Consider the following 15,357-nt stretch of genomic DNA (forward strand, 5'->3'; position numbering starts at 1 on the left):
AACGAGGTCACGCCACCCCGCTGACCAGCCACTTCAAGATGGCGGAGCTTCACTGTGTGCGGGGCATCCTGTATGTCGTGCACCGGGACATCGGCTGGCAACTCGTCCCGCTGGAGCTGGAGCTGGAGCTGGAGCTGGAGCTGGAGCTGGAGCTGGGGTTGGGGTCCGGGCAGAGCTGCTGGCGGCGCCTGGATCGCTGGCAGCGGGTCGGGGTCTTGGGGTGGTTGCGGCGGATTCTGCTCGCCGGGGTCAACGTGGCTGGCGAGTTCGAGTGGACCTGCGGGTGTGTGGATGGCTGCCACGTGCGCGCGAAGAGGGGGGTGCCGTGACCGGTCTGTCGCCGGTGGGCCGGCGGGAGACGGGCAGCATGCACCATCTGGTCTGCGACGGCTGGGGCACCCTGGGGCGGGTCGTCTCGACCGCCGCCGACGTCGACGACATCGCCCAGACCCTCGAGAACGACATCGCCCGGACCCTCGAGTTCGTCGACGGTGTCCCGCTCGTTGCCGGGCGGCCCGGCCGGTCCCCGGTGGCGGCCGGAGTGGCTCCTGGGCGGCATGGCGTACGACTCGAAGGCTGTGCGTGGTGAGCTGCGCCGCCGCATTCAGGCGGTGATCTCCCGCAAGGGGCTCCTGGAACATCCAGGGCCTGGGCAGGCTGCGCTGTCTGGTGGAGCGGAGCTTCGCTCTGCTCCACCCGTTGCAACGTCTTGCGGTCCGGTGGGAACGGCGTGTCGGACTCCGCGGCGTTTTCCTCTGGTTGGCTGGCGGCCTCATCTGTTGGAGACGTCTGAAGAAGACCGGATCGTGATCGCGTTACATGCTTGTGGGAATAAGGTTTTGAGTGAGGCGGCGCCGCGCTGCTAGTTTCGTGGTGGACCGTGAAGTCGTCGTTGGGAGGTGAGCCCCGTGAACGCAGTTACCCGTGGGTGCTCCCTCAACCCGTCACGGTCCGGCGGCTGACGTTTCGGTGTCGCCAGGAGCGCCTAAAGATCGAGGCGCTCCTGGAAGGAGACTCCGATGAACACGAAGCCTTTCACTTCTGGCCTGAGTGAGCACGCGGTGATGGTCACGCGTGTCGCGGACAGGCAATGGCATGCATGGGATGACGACCTGGTGGTCGGCCGCGGGTATGCGGAGCACCGGCCGGACGGGCGCTTGTTCGTCAGCATCGACGCCTGGCACGACGCCACCTTCGACCGGCTGGCCGAGGCGATGCTGGCGCAGCTGCCAGGGCCGCTGTACACGGTGGTCGACGAGGCCGACGTCGAGCTGACGGCCGGCTGGCGGCGGGCCGGTTTCACGATCCGGCGCCGCGAGTGGGAGTACGTCGTGCCGACCGACGCGCGGGTCACAGGGCTGGAAGGAGTCCTGCCGCCTTCGGGTGTGACGATCGTGCCCGCCGGTCAGGCGGACGAGGGTCTGCTGCGGGCGGTGGACCGCGCGATCCGTGACGAAGTCGAGGGATGTGTCGGGTGGCAGTCGATGCCCGCGGAGGTGATGTGCCGCGCCGAAGGCGACACCATCGTCGACCCGTCGAGGTACGCGGTGGCCGCGGCGCCGGAGGGCTACCTGGGTCTGATGAGGGTGGTGACGGTGAACCGGCCGCGTATCGGGCTGGTCGCGGTCCGCGCCGGCGAGCAGCGCCGCGGCATCGGGCGGGCGCTGCTGGCCCACGCGCTGGGGACGCTGCACCGCTGCGGGTTCGCCGCGGCCTGGACGGAAGTCCACGAGTCCGACCAGGCAGCCTCGGCGTTGTTCGAGGGCATCGGCGCCCGGCCGATGAGCAGCAATCTGGAGCTGGTGCGATGACGAAGAACAAGAACGTCATCGAAGTCGAGGGCAGGGTCGTCGAGTGCCTGCGCAGCGCCATGTTCACCGTGGAGCTCGACAACGGCCACCAGGTGCTCGCGCACGTCAGCGGGAAGATCCGCAAGAACTACATCAAGATCATGCTGGAAGACCGGGTGTTGGTGGAGCTTCCGCCGTATGACCTGACGCGTGGCCGGATCGTGTTCCGGTACCGGAACTAGCGGCGGTTGGCATCTTCCGCGGTAGCTGATCCTGGGGGCCCCGGTCACGGCGTTTGCGTGACCGGGGCCCCGATGATGGCTCAATGATGGCTCGCACGGCCGCGGCGGCCTCCCGCTCCGGCCGCCGCCGGCAGGTCTGGCCCGAGCCGAACCCCGGCTCCAGGGCAGTAGTTGGCAGGCGATGTGGTGGTGCAGCATGGACAGGATGCCCTCCCCGGCACAGCCGGTCCGGCACCGGCCGCGGGCAAAGGAGCCTTCTCGGGCCACGGCGGCAGCAGCGGCGCGATCAGCGGCCACAGGTCATCGTCCACCGCCTGCGGCCGGATGGTCGCACCATCCCGAACGGTCGCATTGTCACACCGGAAGACGGCGGAACAGGGCCGTTCAGCAAGATCGTGTTACGGGCTCGTAGCGCCAGCCGGGCGACAAGCGTCCGGTACAGATCCTTGACCTCCGCTTGTTTACGAGGCTGTGGCACAACCTCCGGCGGTGCAGAAGCCTTGTACCGGTACTGCGCCACAATAGGCACCACGCTCTGGCCGGGAAGATCAATCTCCAGCATCAGCTCCCGCGTCTCAGGGGCGAACGCGGACCGCCACACCCCTGTCCGCAAGCCCTCTGGATAGGCGATGTTCGCCAGCGCCCCGTCCACGCTCTCGACCATCGAGTCCACCCCGTCACGAGACAACGCTTCCTCCACCCGCAGCCGCGAAGCATGCAGCCCAGAGGAGCGAGAGGCGAGCACCGTCTGCAGCCGCTCCACCTGCGCAGCGACCTCAGCTGTCCGGTCGGCCGCTTGCTGACGCAACTGCTCACTCGCCTGCTGTTTGGCCAACCGGGCGGCCTCAGCCGCCCGCCGCGCCTGCAACCGCTTCTGCTGCTCCGCCTCCCGTTCCCTGGCCGCCTGTCGCTTCTCCAGATCCCGCACCACCTGTTCCGCCTGGCGGGCCTGCTCCTCCTGCAGCCGTCGGGCCTCTCGCTGCGCCCGCTCCCACTCCTGCGTCCGCTCCCTCTCCTGCTTGGCCTTCTCAAGATCACGCCGGCGCCGCTCCTGCTCGGCGGCACGCTCCAACCGGGCCTGCTCCTGCTCCTGCCGCTTGAGCTCAGCCGCCTTCGCCTTCTGCCCATCGCGGTACGCCTGCACCAACTGCGCCGTGAGTGACTTCTTCCGCGCCATGGCTCCCCCGGAGTTCGACCTGCCAGAACTGCCCAGCGCGGAATTGGAGCAATCAACGGGAGACGTTGTCATCAGCAAGCAGACTAAAAATCGAGCCCTGTGACTGGTTTCCCACCAGCGCCTGGCCGTGCCATTTCCCATCGGGGCGAAGGCATATTCGACCTCGATGAGACAGATGTCGACGCCGCAGGCTGTAAGAAATGGCGTGCGTTTAGAGTGCGATCCACTGTGCGTTTCGGCTATGGTGTGCCGTGAGGTGATCTTTGTGACTGATGGGCAAGAGCAGCTCTTCGCGGCGGTCGACGCCCTCTTGCAGGAAGCAGCCGCGCCGGATGCACTGCCCGCCCCGGATGAGCGCAAGCGACTGCGAGAGGCAGCCAGCCTGAGCCAGGACCAGGTAGCCAAAGCGCTGTCCGTGCGGCGGGAGACGGTGGCTGGCTGGGAGGCTGGCCGCACCGAACCACGGCCACCCAAACGCGCCGCCTATATCCGGCTCCTGGAAGGCCTCGCCGCCCTCCACCCCACGCCCACACAGTCCCCCTTTTCTACGCCAGTTGAGCCACAGGCGCCGACCCGCGTGGGCGCCGCGCCGCAGACGGCCGTGCCCGCGCCAGCGCCGACGCTCGCCGAGTCCGTCGCTCCACCTGCCCCCACTTCCAGCCGGCCTGCGCCACGCATACTGCTGACATCGCGCCGCCCGGCCGCACAGAAGGCAGCCAAGAAGCAGACTGCCGCGCCGCTCGCAGTCGACCCGCGGTTCATCAACGGTCCGCTCGCCGTTCTCGACGGCGACGGGAACGCATACTGCATCGGCGGCCTGGTGCTGGAGTGTCCGGCCAAGGACATTGCCGCACTCGTCACCTGGACCCTGGGCGAAGCGAAGCTGGGCGCGCCCCGGCTCAATCGCAACGGCAAGGACGCGGACCCGCTGATCGTCCTCACCGACACGGCTGCCGAACGGTTCGGTGTGCCCGCAGTGCTGGAGGACCGCCGGACTCTTCGGCTGCCCGAGGACCACAAGGTCGTACGGCAGATCATCAAGGCGAAATGGCAGCTCACGCGCCGTGGCTTCGGCCCATGGACGCGCATCTACCGCCCAGCACAGGGCGGACAGCGACACTGCGTCCAGCTCGCAACCCTGCCCTGGGGCGCGCTCGATACCCGCGCCTGGGGGAGTGCCGACCAACTGCCACCAGCCGAACTGGCCCAGCTTCTCGGAAACTACGCCACCCGCGTCATCACTCCACGCGGTTCAACAGCCGTCACGGGCCTGGAGCTGATGACGGCGCTGCGCCCGCCCACCCGCGCGGTGAAGGACCCAGCGACCGGCACCTGGGCATCAGGACCCAACCCCGGCTCGCTCACCACCGCGGTGGACCCCGCCCCGCCCGAAGCTCCTGACGAGCATCCCGTGGTCGCCGCCCTGCATCCGCGCGGACACCAGCGCACGCCGGCCGAAGTCCTCGACGAAGAAGCCTACGAGTGGATCCGCGACCCGGAACTGCTCACCGACGACGAATGCGCCAAGGCATACGCGGTGGGCATCGACGTCAACATGGCGTTCGCCGCAGCCGCGAACCGACTGACCGTCGGCCTCGGAGCGCCGGTCCACCGGAAGGCCCCCGCCTTCGACAAAGGCCTTCCTGGTAGTTGGCTGGTCGACCTGTCCCACATCGACTTCGACGCGCGCTTGCCCAACCCGTTCACCCCACACGGCGCCCGCCCCCAGGGCCCGGCCTGGTATGCGACCCCCACGGTCGCCTACGCCGTCGAACTCGGCCACACCGTCACGCCGATCGAGGCGTATGTACGTCCCGAGTCCGGCCCGTACCTGGACGGCTGGTACACCCGGCTGCGAGACGCCTACATGACCACCATGGAGGAGCTCGGCGTCACTGCCGGCATGCCGGAGGCAGAATTCCTAGCCGCGATGGAACGCCACAAGCAGGCCGACCCCACCCAGAACGCCGTGCTCTCAGCGATCAAGGCCACCGTCAAAGGCGGGATCGGCAAGCTGCGAGAGCGCCCCCAGGGCGCCGGATACCGGCCCGGCCAGCGCTGGCCCGCCCTAGAACGGCCGACCTGGCGGCCGGACATTCGTGCCGCCGTCATCTCCGCCGCCCGCATCAACATGCACCGCAAGATGCTCAAACTTGCAGAGCAGGCCGGGCTGTTCCCGATCGCGGTCCTGTCCGACTGCGCCGTCTACCTGTCCGACGGCCCCAGCCCGCTCGACTTTCTGCCCCGCACCCCCGACGGCAAGCCGCTGCCCGGCGCCTTCCGCCTCGGCGTCAGCCCCGGCATGGTCAAACACGAGGGCACCCAGTCCCTGATGTGGGCTGTGCAGATGCTCGATCAAGGACACAACCCCGCCCGGCACATCAAGGGCACTGACACCACCGCGGCCGAAGAATAGGAGACTGGCATGGGCGTCTTCGGTGACAGCCTCGACAAAGCCACCGCCAGCACCTTCACCCGCCCGCTACCCAAATCTGCCCGGTCTCAGATGAGGTTCCTCGTCAAGGCAGCCAAGGGCACCAAGGCCGCTGCCGAGCGGCTCGGCATCTCTCAACGCACCGTCGAGCGCTACCTCAAGGGCCAGATCAAGCAGCCCCGCAAAGAGCTCGCCGCCCGCCTTGCTACGGAAGTCCGCAAGGACTGGCAGCCCCGAGTGCGTGAGCGGGCCAAAAGGAGGGCCGCCACGACCGGCGGCATCGTCATCGAAACCCGCGCACGCTTCGGCTTCACCGCAGCCCCCGGCACCACCGACGACGCCCGCATCCGCCTGATTACCCAGCACCTGCCGCCCGCCTACGCGGCCCGCCTCTTCGAAGCCCAAGCCGCAGGCGCGTCCGATCGGCAACTCCAGGACATCGCCGCGGAAGGCCTCCAGGAGATCTACTTCAAAGACCATGGCCGCCGCGCCGAAGGCCTGACAGTGGAATTCACGGACATCGACTACGTCGAGCTCGACTTCTAGGAAGTCAGTCTTCAAAGATCACCGGCTGGTGGATGTGACTGAGCGCCTCAGTTGGCGAGTGAGCGCTTGAGTTGGCGGGGCAGGCGCTCACGTCTGCGCCGCGCGGAAGCGCATGCCGGTGAGGGCCTCGCCGCGCAGGCCGGCGAGAACTACGGTGCTGGGGTGACTGATCTTGAAGTAGTGGCACGTGGGCTGGCTGGCGGCGAACGCTCTTTTGAACAGCTGAGCTGCCATCCGCGGCTTCCGCTGGTGGCCTGCTCGGACTCCGAGCGTCCGGCAGTTCACATCTGGGACAGCGGCGCGGGGCAGCTACGCGAACTCGGCTCCGTGGGCCTCACGTCGAACGCCTATGGAGACGCCTTTGGGTGGGAGCGGGCAGAGCGGACGCCCGCTGTGGCGTGGCATCCGCACCAGCCACTGCTTGTCGTGGCAGGGGAAGACGGACTACGGCAATGGACTCCTGCTGGGGTCTCCGAACCGGAAGGCGCTCCGGCCACGGCCTCCTACCGCAGTCTGGCTTTCAGCCCGGACGGGCAGACCCTGTGGGGTTCACCGTCGTTTCGCGACGAAGGCGGCGGGTGGGAGAGCTCGGACGTCCTTGACCTTGCCTCCGGAACCATCGGTGCCGGACCCCCGTGGGACACAGGAGTCGCGGAGCATCCCGGTGGCGGACTTGTCGCCACGCTCACCAGCGACCAGGGGGCAACGCACTGCCTTTTCGCGCGCGTCGATCAGGGGACCGCGCCTGCCGTGATGCGGCCGCTCCGCCGGGCGCTGATCCTGGACTGTGACGGCTACGAGACTCCGCTCTTCAGCGCAGACGGACGTCATATGGCGATCCGTGGCAACGCGTACGACAACTCGGTGGAGGTTTTCGAGTTTCCTTCGTTGCACCGGGTTCTGGCCACAACCCTCTGCGACCCCAGCCCTGGTTATCCGTACCCGCAGGAGTGGCTTGACCAGATGGAAGCCTGGTCGCGTCACAACATCGCCTTCGGACCGCGACCGGGCGTGCTGTGGATCGCAACGCCCGCGGGGGCGCTGGTCGAGGTGGACCTCGAAACCCGGCAAGCGGTCGAGCACGATGTGCTGACCGGGTCCCGCTTGTCCGCGCTGGCCGCCACGGCGACCGGCGAGCTTCTCGTTGCCGGCAGTGGGGGAGAGCTGGTGCTCTTGTCCGTGCTGACCGGCTCCACGCTCTCCGGCTCCACGCAGACCCGCACCACAAGCAGGGACGTCTCGAGGGCTGCAGCCATAGCGTTCTTGGAGGCCACCGCCGAGATTCCGGACGACGGCGACGACCTGGAGACGCACCTTGTCCTGACCGACGGAACCCGCACATGGGAAGCAGACGATCTGGCAACGGTGACCGCGGCCAGCGCAACAGATCCAACCTGGCTTCAACTTCAAGCCGCCATCAACAAGGCACAGGTCCAGAGCGAATAAGCCGTGGAACGCGATGCACTGGCTGCGTAGGTGAGACCGGAGAGCGCTTGTAGGCGGTTTCGGAGAGCGGTCTGGTTCTCTAACCCTGTGGAATGTTGCTGAGAACTGGCAGCAGGCAGTTGCGTCGGAACCTGAGTGACGTCAAGCAAATGTTGACCGTAGGCTCTCGGCGAAAGGCAGGTGCAGTGGACATCACGGTGCAGTGGATCAAGACGTCCTGGACGAAGCAGTCTCGGGGCGGGGAGGCCGCTGCCCGCAGGAACGCGGCGCCGGTCGGCTTCTCGTTGCCTCAGGTGCCCTCTGGGTTTGCCCACTTCGTCCAGATGTCCGAGCGTGACGGCTTCGAGCCACGTTCGAGCCAGAAAGACCTTCGCGAGATCGGTGTCAGCCTGCGGGACGAAGGTGATCGGCTCCGAGTGCTCGCTCGTGTGGAGCCGCTCTTCGGGTTGCCGCCTCGGCCGCGCAGGCCGCCGGCAGTTCGACTGCTTCCCGGGCAGTGGGTCCGCTGGCAGTTGAACTACCGGTTCACCAGCGCCCTGGGAATCCGCGGTTGGTCGTACTGGCTCGACACGTTCAACATCGCTTATGGCCCCGTCGACCGGGAGGTCTTCCTGTCAGAGCCGACCGTGATCGTCGATGAGTGCGGGCCAGTTCGATAGAGCAGGCGGACTGCGCTCGGACGGCTGCTCCTCCTTGGCCTGTGCGGCCGTCTACTCGGCCGCGTTGGGGGCGGTGTAGTAGACGGATGCGCCCTGCTTGGTGCGCTGGGCCTGGTTCTTTGCCACGAGTCCCTCGAGCGTGGTGCGCACGACGGTGGGCTTGATGCCACGCTGCGGGTGGGCCGTGGCGAGTGTGGTGGCGACTTCGGCTGCGGAGCGCGGTTCGCTCTGTTCGGTGAGGTGGCGGCGGATGAGCTCCACTAGCGTGGGCTGGGACGCCTTCGCGTCCGCCGCCTTGTTCGCGGGCTTCTTGGCGGCCGACTTCTTGGTTGCCGTGCGGCCCTGTGTGTCGGCGGCGTTCTTGGCTCGTGTCTGCTTGCTGGTGTCGGGCTCACGAGAGGTCTTCTTGCGGGGAGCGGGCACAGAGCGGCCAGCTGCTCCTGCAGTGCGGCGATATCCGCACTGATGCGTTCCCGCTCCTTGATGTTGCGTTCGAGGTCGCTGGTTACCTGGGTGGCGTACTGCGACGTCAATCCGGTGGTGGCCGTCGTGCTCTCCGACATGGTGTTGGCCTTTCTCGTTTCCTGGCCTGGTGTGCCAGATCTCTTGGCGCATTCGCAGGCGCCGAGCGCCATGCGCATGTGTTCTCGGGCTGGCTTTTGGGCAGCGGCGGTAACTGCTGTAAGTGGCCCGGCATAGAGATAGTACGGATGAGTGGTGTCTGTTGTTTCTCTCGGGTGATGCCTTTCGCTCACCCCGAGCTTCAGAACGCCTTTACGTTAGTGCTGCCCGTGGGCCTACTGCAGCGTGGGTTGGAGTGTCCTCGTGGGGGAGCTGCCACAGGATTTCGTCGGTGTCTCGACGGTGCTGCCAAGCGGCCAGGACGCGGGTGGTCGTGAGCCGGTCGAGCAACTCTGCGGTCTGGTGGGGGGAGTGCCCGCACAAACGGGCGAGGTCCTCCATGTCGGCGTGGTGGTGGACCTCGGCGGAGGCGTATGCGGCCAGCACCAGTGCGGTCAGTTGCACTGCGGGTGGTGCGGTGTGCGGCAGGAGCAGCGGCGCGGGGCGCAAAGCCCAATGGGCGGCGCGGCGGCGTGCACTGCGACCGGGAGACTGGTCCAGGACCGCCTCATCCAGCAGTTGCACCTCTACGGGCGCCGACCTGAGGTCGGGCAGCGTAAGCCAGTTGGTGTGGGCCAGTTCCTGCCACAGTTCTTGGCGTCCGTACAGGCGCATGCCGCGCAGCAGACCCGAGGGCAGCCAGACACACCCGCGGGCGTTGACGCGTAGGGCGCATTGCAAGGCGAGCAGCCAGGCAGCGGGGGAGGTGAAGCGGGGGAGTGCGGCGGCGAGGTAGGTGAGCATTTCCCGCACGCGGGTGCGCTCGCGTGGCCCGTGCGGTGGCTCCCCGGCTTTGCGGGGGGAGTGATGCGCACGGGTGGTGCCAAGCGGCGTGTCGGGCACGACGGCGGTGTGGCTGGTGGCGGCGGCGCAGGCGGCGCAAGCATCGGCCAGGCGCCACATGCGGCCGTTGCGGTCACGGGTCAGGGCCAGGAGGACTGGGCCGGAGCAGCCGCGGTGACGCGGATGCCAGTGGCACTCCCGGACCCGGCACTGGCAGATGCGCAGGTGCCGGGGCAGCGCGTCCGCGCGGGCATGCCCGGCCAAATGCGTCAGGGCGGCCGAGCGCGCCGACGCGGCTTCCAGGGGCCGGGCCTGCGGCGGGCAATGGGGACAGGCCAGCAGCGGGCCGCCCGATTGCGGGCGCAGTTCCACGGTCCACACGCGCCGCACCGTGGTATGCGTCATAGGCAGCCTCATTGGGCTCGTCGTCCTCCCAACTGGGGTGCGTCGCCTCCGTTGCTGACCACTGCACGGGCGGGACGCACGGTCGTGCAGAGCTCTGCACACTAAATGTCACTCCTCCCTTAGCAAATAGTGCAGAGGTCTGCACTGACAGGGCAGGGTCCTGCACCGTGCGATGGTCGGGTGACGATCTTCCCGCCCGACCCCAATCTCACCGCGCTGCGTGTCGAGCTCGCGCGGCTGAGGGTCGAGCGCGGATGGACCTTCGATGAACTCGCCAGCCGCAGCGGTCTGGCCCGGCGCACCCTCATCGACCTCGAACACGGCCGCACCACCGGCAGCATCACGACTTGGCACGCCCTTGCCCATGCCCTCGGCGTCCCGATCGAGCACCCACTCGCCACCCTCTGCGACGGCCACACCCCGCCCCAATCGAAAGGCGCCTGACCCGCGGCCGCACCCGCCGTGCGCTGAACGCAAATCACCCGAACGGCGAGTCGCTATAGAACGTACAATCGTTGATCCGTCCATGCGTTCGCTGCTGTTGCGTCGTTAGCGGGACACCAACCTCGCGAACCCTGCTTCTGTGACGTGCCACCTGGCACGGTCCCCGCCATGAGCCCCCAAACGCCATCCGCTGCCTGCCGCTGGGACGGCGCCCCACGCACCACGCATCCCCGCCGGCCACTGCGGGTGGCTGCCACCAGTCCCAGCCGCCTGCTGCGCGCAGGTCAGAGCAGCCGCTGCCGTCGATGCGGCAACCGCATCGACTGGTATCAGCGCGCCGACCAGCGGCCCATCGCCCTTCACCCGACGGAACTGCCCGCCGTCCAGGTCCCTGCCTCCTGCCGCTGGCACCTGAGCTGCGGCATCGCCCACCCTCACGGCGACGGCAGCGCCTGGTGCCGTATCCCGCACACGGTGCTTTGCCCCGGCCGCACCCCAACCGCCCGGATCAGTTTGTGCATTGAGGCGGCACGCCGACAGCTCGCCGTCCACTCTCGCCGCCTGATCGACACCGGCGCCTTCACCCCCGCCACGCCCCCTCCTGTTAGCGAACCGGCCGCCGGCAGCGGCCGCCTCACACGTCCGGTCGTGCAGATGCTGCTGGGCCGCTACATCGCCGAACAACCCATCGAGGACATCCGCTGCGTGACTCAGACCCGCCACCGCCACCGCTGCCCCAAGCCCGTCCATGCGCCTGACAGGCCAGGCGGGCGGTGGATGCTGCTACCGGCCTGCCGCCCACAGCGCGGCCAACTAACCCTGCCGGACGGGCTTATGGCCGTCTACGACCTCGGTCACCAGCCGTACGCGGAACAGCTGCGCTGGCGCACCCAGCGCTGTCCCGCCCACGCCGCTGTCCCTGGAGCCCCTGACCTCGCCCTGGCCGGATGGCAGGTCTTCGACCCCCTCCTGCACTCCGAATACATCAAAACCGACCTCCCGGTCACCCCGTCAGGCCGCCGCACGGAGGCATGACGATGCCCCACCACGCCCTCGAGATCACTTTGACAAGGCCCCCTCACCCCCGACGACCCCGTCACGCCACCAACCGGCAGCCCCTGGCGCCCAACCACGACGCCACCCGCCTCATGGCCCTCCTGCCCGCCAAAACGCCCGGCCGGGCCGCACATCGTCTGCGCCAGCGTCTCGACACCCGGCTGCCCATCGACGTGATCACCACCCACTACCCGGACGCCAGCGGTCAGATCCTGCTCAACGTCGCCTTCTCGCCCACCACGCACGCCACCCTTCGCCACGCCGCCGACAGCGCGGGGCAATCCCTGGAACTCTTCGTGAAACTGGCACTGCACCGGGCCCTGGCCCAGCACGCCAGCGACGAGGCCGACCGCCTCGACCAAGCCGTGCACCACCTGCTCACGGGTACGACACCCGCACACCTCCTGGCGGCCGTCGGACACGCACTGACCCGCACCCCCGGAGCTGCGCCGTGCTGACCCCGACCGACGAACAGAGCGCCGCAGCCGACGCCTTCCGCACCGGTGACCACCTGGCGCTGCAGGCCGGCGCGGGAACTGGCAAGACCACCACCCTCGCCCTGCTCGCCCGCACCACGAAACGCCGCGGCCGTTACCTCGCCTACAACCGGGCCATCGCCCAGGACGCCACCGCCCGCTTCCCCGCGAATGTCCTGTGCAAGACCGCCCACGCCCTCGCCTACGCCGCCGTCGGCCACCAATACACCCGCCGCCTGAACGCACCCCGCCGACCCGCCTGGCAAACCGGCCAGGCCCTCGGCATCACCAAAGCCCTCCGCATCGGCGAACGCGACCTATCGCAAAGGACCCTCTCCAACGCCATGCTGCGCACGGTGACCCGCTTCTGCCACACCGCCGACCCGGCCATCACCCGCCACCACGTGCCCCGCCTGCGCGGCCTCGAGGACAAAAAGCTGTACGCCGAACTCGCCGCCCACATCGTGCCCTTCGCCCGCAAAGCCTGGACGGACCTGCAAAACCCTGAGGACGGCGCAGTCCGCTTCGACCACGACCACTACCTGAAAATCTGGGCCCTTACCCAACCGAAGATCGACGCCGACTTCCTCCTCCTGGACGAGGCCCAGGACACCAACCCCGTCGTCGAACAGATCTTCCTCGCCCAGCGCAGCCATGCCCAACTGGTCATGGTCGGCGACTCCGCCCAGGCCATCTACCACTGGCGCGGCGCCAAAGACGTCATGACCGGCTTCGACGGCACCCAGCTCGCCCTCTCGCAGTCCTTCCGCTTTGGCCCCCACCTCGCCGACGAGGCCAACCGCTGGCTTTGCATCGCCCACGCCCCCATCCGCCTCACTGGCAGTACCACAGTGCCCACCGAACTCGGCCCCGTAAGCCGGCCCGACGCGGTGCTGTGCCGCACCAATGTCGGCGCCATGGCCCAGGCCATGGACCTGCTGGCCGCCGGACACCAGGTGGGGCTCGTCGGGGGAGGAGACAGCCTGCGCGCTCTAGCCCTGGCCGCCCGCGACCTGAAAGACGCCGGGTTGGCATCGGTGCACAGCTGCGCCGCTGTGTGGCCACTTCCGCTCGTGGCAGGAGTCCTCGGCCCGACCGGCCCGGTCGGCCTGTGGTCTGGGGGATGGTTGCGTGATCAGTGATCGGGGGTGGGTCGGTCGTTGATGAAGGAGTGCAGCAGGGTGTTGACGAGGTCGGGACGGGTGGCGAAGGCGAAGTGGTCGGTGCCGGGGAGTTCGGCCAGACGGGCCTGGGGGATGGTCTGGCGGAGGTGCAGGGAGACGCTCGAGGGGACTTCCTGGCCGATCGTGCTGCTCATCACCAGGGTGGGGACGGTGATGGCGGGCAGCAGGTGGCGGTCGTCGTCGAGTGAGATGTTGTCGAAGAAGCCGAGCAGGGTCTCCACGCCCGCGTTGTAGCTCATCTCGCTGAACCAGGAGCCGAGCTCCGTGGCGCGGGCGGTGTCGACGTCGGCGAAGACCAGGTCTGGGTCGAGGACCGCGTCGGTGATTCCTTCGATGCCGCCCTCGCGGGCGGCGTCGGTGAAGTGGGCGATGCCGGCGTCGTCGAAACCGTGTGGCCAGTCGTCGCTGCGGCGGAACTTGGGGGAGCCGTTGAGGACGGCGAGCTTGCCTAGCAGCTGAGGGTGCTGAGCGGCGAACCGTAGTGCGACGTGCCCTGCGGACGCGAAGCCGACCACTGTGGGGCTGTCCAGGCGGAGGTGGGTGATGAGGGCAGCGAGGTCGGCGGTGTACAGCGCGGTGACGCTGCCCACGTTCGGAGGCAGTTTGTCGGAGGCGCCGTAGCCGCGCAGGTCGAGGAAGACGTTGCGGGCGTGGGGGTCGAAGAACTCCTTCTGGGCGGCCCAGGAGCGGGAGTCCAGGGGCAGGCCGTGCACCCATACGATGGGCCGGCTGCCCGTGCCTGTCTCGTAGTAGGCGATCCGGCCGCCGTCCACGTCGAGGTGGCGGGCCTGGTCGAAGGTCAGCGGAGGCATGCGTCGTGCTCCTGGCATCGGGCGGAAGGTGCCGCGGCGCGGCACCTTCGGCTGGTGGTGATTACAGACCGGTCGGGTAGGTGACGTTGTCCAGGCCGGGCACGGTCACCTTGGCCGGGTCGTTGTCGGCGGCGACGAGCTGGCTGACGGCGAAGTCGGTGACGGAGCCGGACAGCAGCTGCCTGGGGTCCTCCAGCACCATGCGCAGGCGGGTGGTCATGGCGCGCCAGTCGTCGGGGCCGTGGATGACGGGCATCTCGCTGATCTCGGTGACGGACGGGTCGGTGATGTCGGGGACGGCGAGGCGGCCTGGGGCGTAGCGAGGCAGGTGGGGGAACATCAGATCGCCCAGTTCGACGGTGGCGCGGGTGTTGGACCAGATCTGGCGCAGTGGCTGCTCCAGGGCTGCCACCTTCGACAGGTCTGCGTCGAGCGGGGTGGTGAAGGTGGGGGCGTGGGGCGCCATGTAGAGGCGTTCGAGAGGGAGCTGGTAGCCGGAGGCGCCCAGGAGCATCGTGGCGACGCTGGAGGTGTTCCAGGTGACACCGGCGGTGGGACGCCCCTGCTTGCCGGCGATGACCACCATGGCCCGGCTCCAGTCGATCTCCTGCTCACCAAACCAGTGGATGATCCGGCGGGAGATGTCCAGCCCGGTGAGGAAGAACGTGGCGATCATCATGTGGTTGACGGTTCCGTGGCCTTCGGCGCTGCCCTTGTCCAGGTACTCGGTGCGCAGGGCGGCGGCGTTGAAACGGCTTTCGTCCTTGAGGGCCGCGCTGAGGAAGCGGTCGGTGACGGCGAAGGTGTAGTCGGCCATGTCGGCGATGGCCTGCTCGCGGCCGCGGTAGGTCTCGACGGCGATGGTGTCGCGCCACAGCTCGGCGCTGTTGGCCTCCCGGCTGCGCCGCACCTGGGTCAGCAGCCGTTCGGCGTCGGCGCGCCAGCCGGGGGCGGCGTACTTCTCCCGCAGCTGCACCAGGGTGGCGAGGGCGGGGCCGAGGTGGGACACGCCGGCGAGTTCCTTGAAGCCCTGGGTGGAGAAGCGGAAGCCCTCGACCGTGGGCGGTTTGCCACCGCCGGGGTAGAGCGCGAAGTCGGTGCCGGTGGCGACGATCAGCGGTGCGTCGGCCGTGTCGGCGGCGGCGGTACGGGTGAGGTGGGCGCCGATGCTGGTGGGGCCGGCCGTGTAGGTGGTGAACAGGTCGACGAGCTCGGGGCTTTCGTTGGCGGCCATGGGTGTTCCTTGTCGTGGAGCAAAAGGAGCGGAGGGGGGGCGGGGGTT

General features: G+C 68.5%; 15 protein-coding genes and 3 pseudogenes. 12 read left to right on the forward strand and 6 right to left on the reverse strand.

The window, feature by feature from the left end:
• The 4 genes and pseudogenes from STSP_RS23900 to infA form a co-directional block, all read left to right on the forward strand.
• Positions 1-329: pseudogene (locus STSP_RS23900) on the forward strand (hypothetical protein); the annotation flags it as partial.
• Positions 326-589, forward strand: coding sequence for a hypothetical protein (locus tag STSP_RS23905; RefSeq protein ID WP_067281862.1), 264 nt, complete (start codon positions 326-328; stop codon positions 587-589). The pseudogene STSP_RS23900 and the gene STSP_RS23905, both read left to right, overlap by 4 nt.
• Before the next feature lie 430 nt (positions 590-1,019).
• Positions 1,020-1,811 (forward strand): GNAT family N-acetyltransferase, encoded by a 792-nt coding sequence (locus tag STSP_RS23910; RefSeq protein WP_067281865.1) that lies wholly within the window; start codon positions 1,020-1,022, stop codon positions 1,809-1,811.
• Complete coding sequence (infA, locus tag STSP_RS23915) at positions 1,808-2,032, forward strand: translation initiation factor IF-1 (RefSeq protein ID WP_067281867.1); 225 nt, start codon at positions 1,808-1,810, stop codon at positions 2,030-2,032. Before STSP_RS23910 ends, infA begins: the two co-directional genes overlap by 4 nt.
• Before the next feature lie 286 nt (positions 2,033-2,318).
• Here the strand turns inward: infA and STSP_RS23920 are convergent, their stop codons facing one another.
• The gene (locus STSP_RS23920) at positions 2,319-3,209 is read right to left on the reverse strand and encodes a hypothetical protein (protein ID WP_067281870.1); all 891 of its coding nucleotides are present in this window, start codon (positions 3,207-3,209) and stop codon (positions 2,319-2,321) included.
• A 241-nt stretch (positions 3,210-3,450) separates the two neighbouring features.
• Here STSP_RS23920 and tap point away from each other — a divergent pair, with 241 nt between their 5' ends.
• Both tap and tpg read left to right on the forward strand, forming a co-directional pair.
• Positions 3,451-5,625: a telomere-associated protein Tap gene (tap, locus tag STSP_RS23925; RefSeq protein WP_067281873.1), complete on the forward strand. Its 2,175-nt coding sequence runs from the start codon at positions 3,451-3,453 to the stop codon at positions 5,623-5,625.
• Positions 5,626-5,634: 9 nt separating this feature from the next.
• Positions 5,635-6,189, forward strand: coding sequence for a telomere-protecting terminal protein Tpg (tpg, locus tag STSP_RS23930; RefSeq protein WP_067281876.1), 555 nt, complete (start codon positions 5,635-5,637; stop codon positions 6,187-6,189).
• An 87-nt stretch (positions 6,190-6,276) separates the two neighbouring features.
• On the opposite strand, the gene STSP_RS39740 is transcribed toward tpg, so the two are convergent.
• The gene (locus STSP_RS39740) at positions 6,277-6,423 is read right to left on the reverse strand and encodes a hypothetical protein (RefSeq protein ID WP_198547426.1); all 147 of its coding nucleotides are present in this window, start codon (positions 6,421-6,423) and stop codon (positions 6,277-6,279) included.
• A gap of 192 nt (positions 6,424-6,615) precedes the next feature.
• Here STSP_RS39740 and STSP_RS23935 point away from each other — a divergent pair, with 192 nt between their 5' ends.
• Positions 6,616-7,635 carry an immune inhibitor A gene (locus STSP_RS23935; protein ID WP_232789765.1) on the forward strand — a complete coding sequence of 340 codons (1,020 nt, stop codon included), beginning with the start codon at positions 6,616-6,618 and terminating at the stop codon, positions 7,633-7,635.
• A 185-nt stretch (positions 7,636-7,820) separates the two neighbouring features.
• Complete coding sequence (locus tag STSP_RS23940; protein ID WP_067281879.1) at positions 7,821-8,294, forward strand: hypothetical protein; 474 nt, start codon at positions 7,821-7,823, stop codon at positions 8,292-8,294.
• Positions 8,295-8,345: 51 nt separating this feature from the next.
• On the opposite strand, the pseudogene STSP_RS23945 reads toward STSP_RS23940, so the two are convergent.
• Both STSP_RS23945 and STSP_RS23950 read right to left on the reverse strand, forming a co-directional pair.
• Positions 8,346-8,857, reverse strand: a pseudogene (locus STSP_RS23945) (hypothetical protein).
• Positions 8,858-9,068: 211 nt separating this feature from the next.
• Positions 9,069-10,103 carry a hypothetical protein gene (locus tag STSP_RS23950; RefSeq protein ID WP_232789766.1) on the reverse strand — a complete coding sequence of 345 codons (1,035 nt, stop codon included), beginning with the start codon at positions 10,101-10,103 and terminating at the stop codon, positions 9,069-9,071.
• A gap of 180 nt (positions 10,104-10,283) precedes the next feature.
• On the opposite strand from STSP_RS23950, the gene STSP_RS23955 reads away from it, so the two are divergent.
• The 4 genes and pseudogenes from STSP_RS23955 to STSP_RS23970 all read left to right on the forward strand — a co-directional run.
• Complete coding sequence (locus tag STSP_RS23955; protein ID WP_067281883.1) at positions 10,284-10,547, forward strand: helix-turn-helix transcriptional regulator; 264 nt, start codon at positions 10,284-10,286, stop codon at positions 10,545-10,547.
• A gap of 168 nt (positions 10,548-10,715) precedes the next feature.
• On the forward strand, positions 10,716-11,582 hold the full coding sequence (locus tag STSP_RS23960; protein WP_067281885.1) for a DUF6083 domain-containing protein: 867 nt from the start codon (positions 10,716-10,718) through the stop codon (positions 11,580-11,582).
• Positions 11,579-12,061: a hypothetical protein gene (locus STSP_RS23965; protein ID WP_067281888.1), complete on the forward strand. Its 483-nt coding sequence runs from the start codon at positions 11,579-11,581 to the stop codon at positions 12,059-12,061. The genes STSP_RS23960 and STSP_RS23965 overlap by 4 nt, the downstream gene beginning before the upstream one ends.
• Positions 12,058-13,101 (forward strand): annotated as a pseudogene (locus STSP_RS23970) (UvrD-helicase domain-containing protein); the annotation flags it as partial. The gene STSP_RS23965 and the pseudogene STSP_RS23970, both read left to right, overlap by 4 nt.
• Positions 13,102-13,214: 113 nt before the next feature.
• On the opposite strand, the gene STSP_RS23975 reads toward STSP_RS23970, so the two are convergent.
• Both STSP_RS23975 and STSP_RS23980 read right to left on the reverse strand, forming a co-directional pair.
• Positions 13,215-14,075 (reverse strand): alpha/beta fold hydrolase, encoded by an 861-nt coding sequence (locus STSP_RS23975; protein WP_067281890.1) that lies wholly within the window; start codon positions 14,073-14,075, stop codon positions 13,215-13,217.
• Between the two features lie 61 nt (positions 14,076-14,136).
• Positions 14,137-15,309: a DUF5624 domain-containing protein gene (locus STSP_RS23980; protein WP_067281893.1), complete on the reverse strand. Its 1,173-nt coding sequence runs from the start codon at positions 15,307-15,309 to the stop codon at positions 14,137-14,139.
• Positions 15,310-15,357: the final 48 nt, after the last annotated feature.

The sequence above is a fragment of the Streptomyces jeddahensis genome (assembly GCF_001642995.1).
In the GTDB taxonomy this organism is placed as follows: domain Bacteria; phylum Actinomycetota; class Actinomycetes; order Streptomycetales; family Streptomycetaceae; genus Streptomyces; species Streptomyces jeddahensis.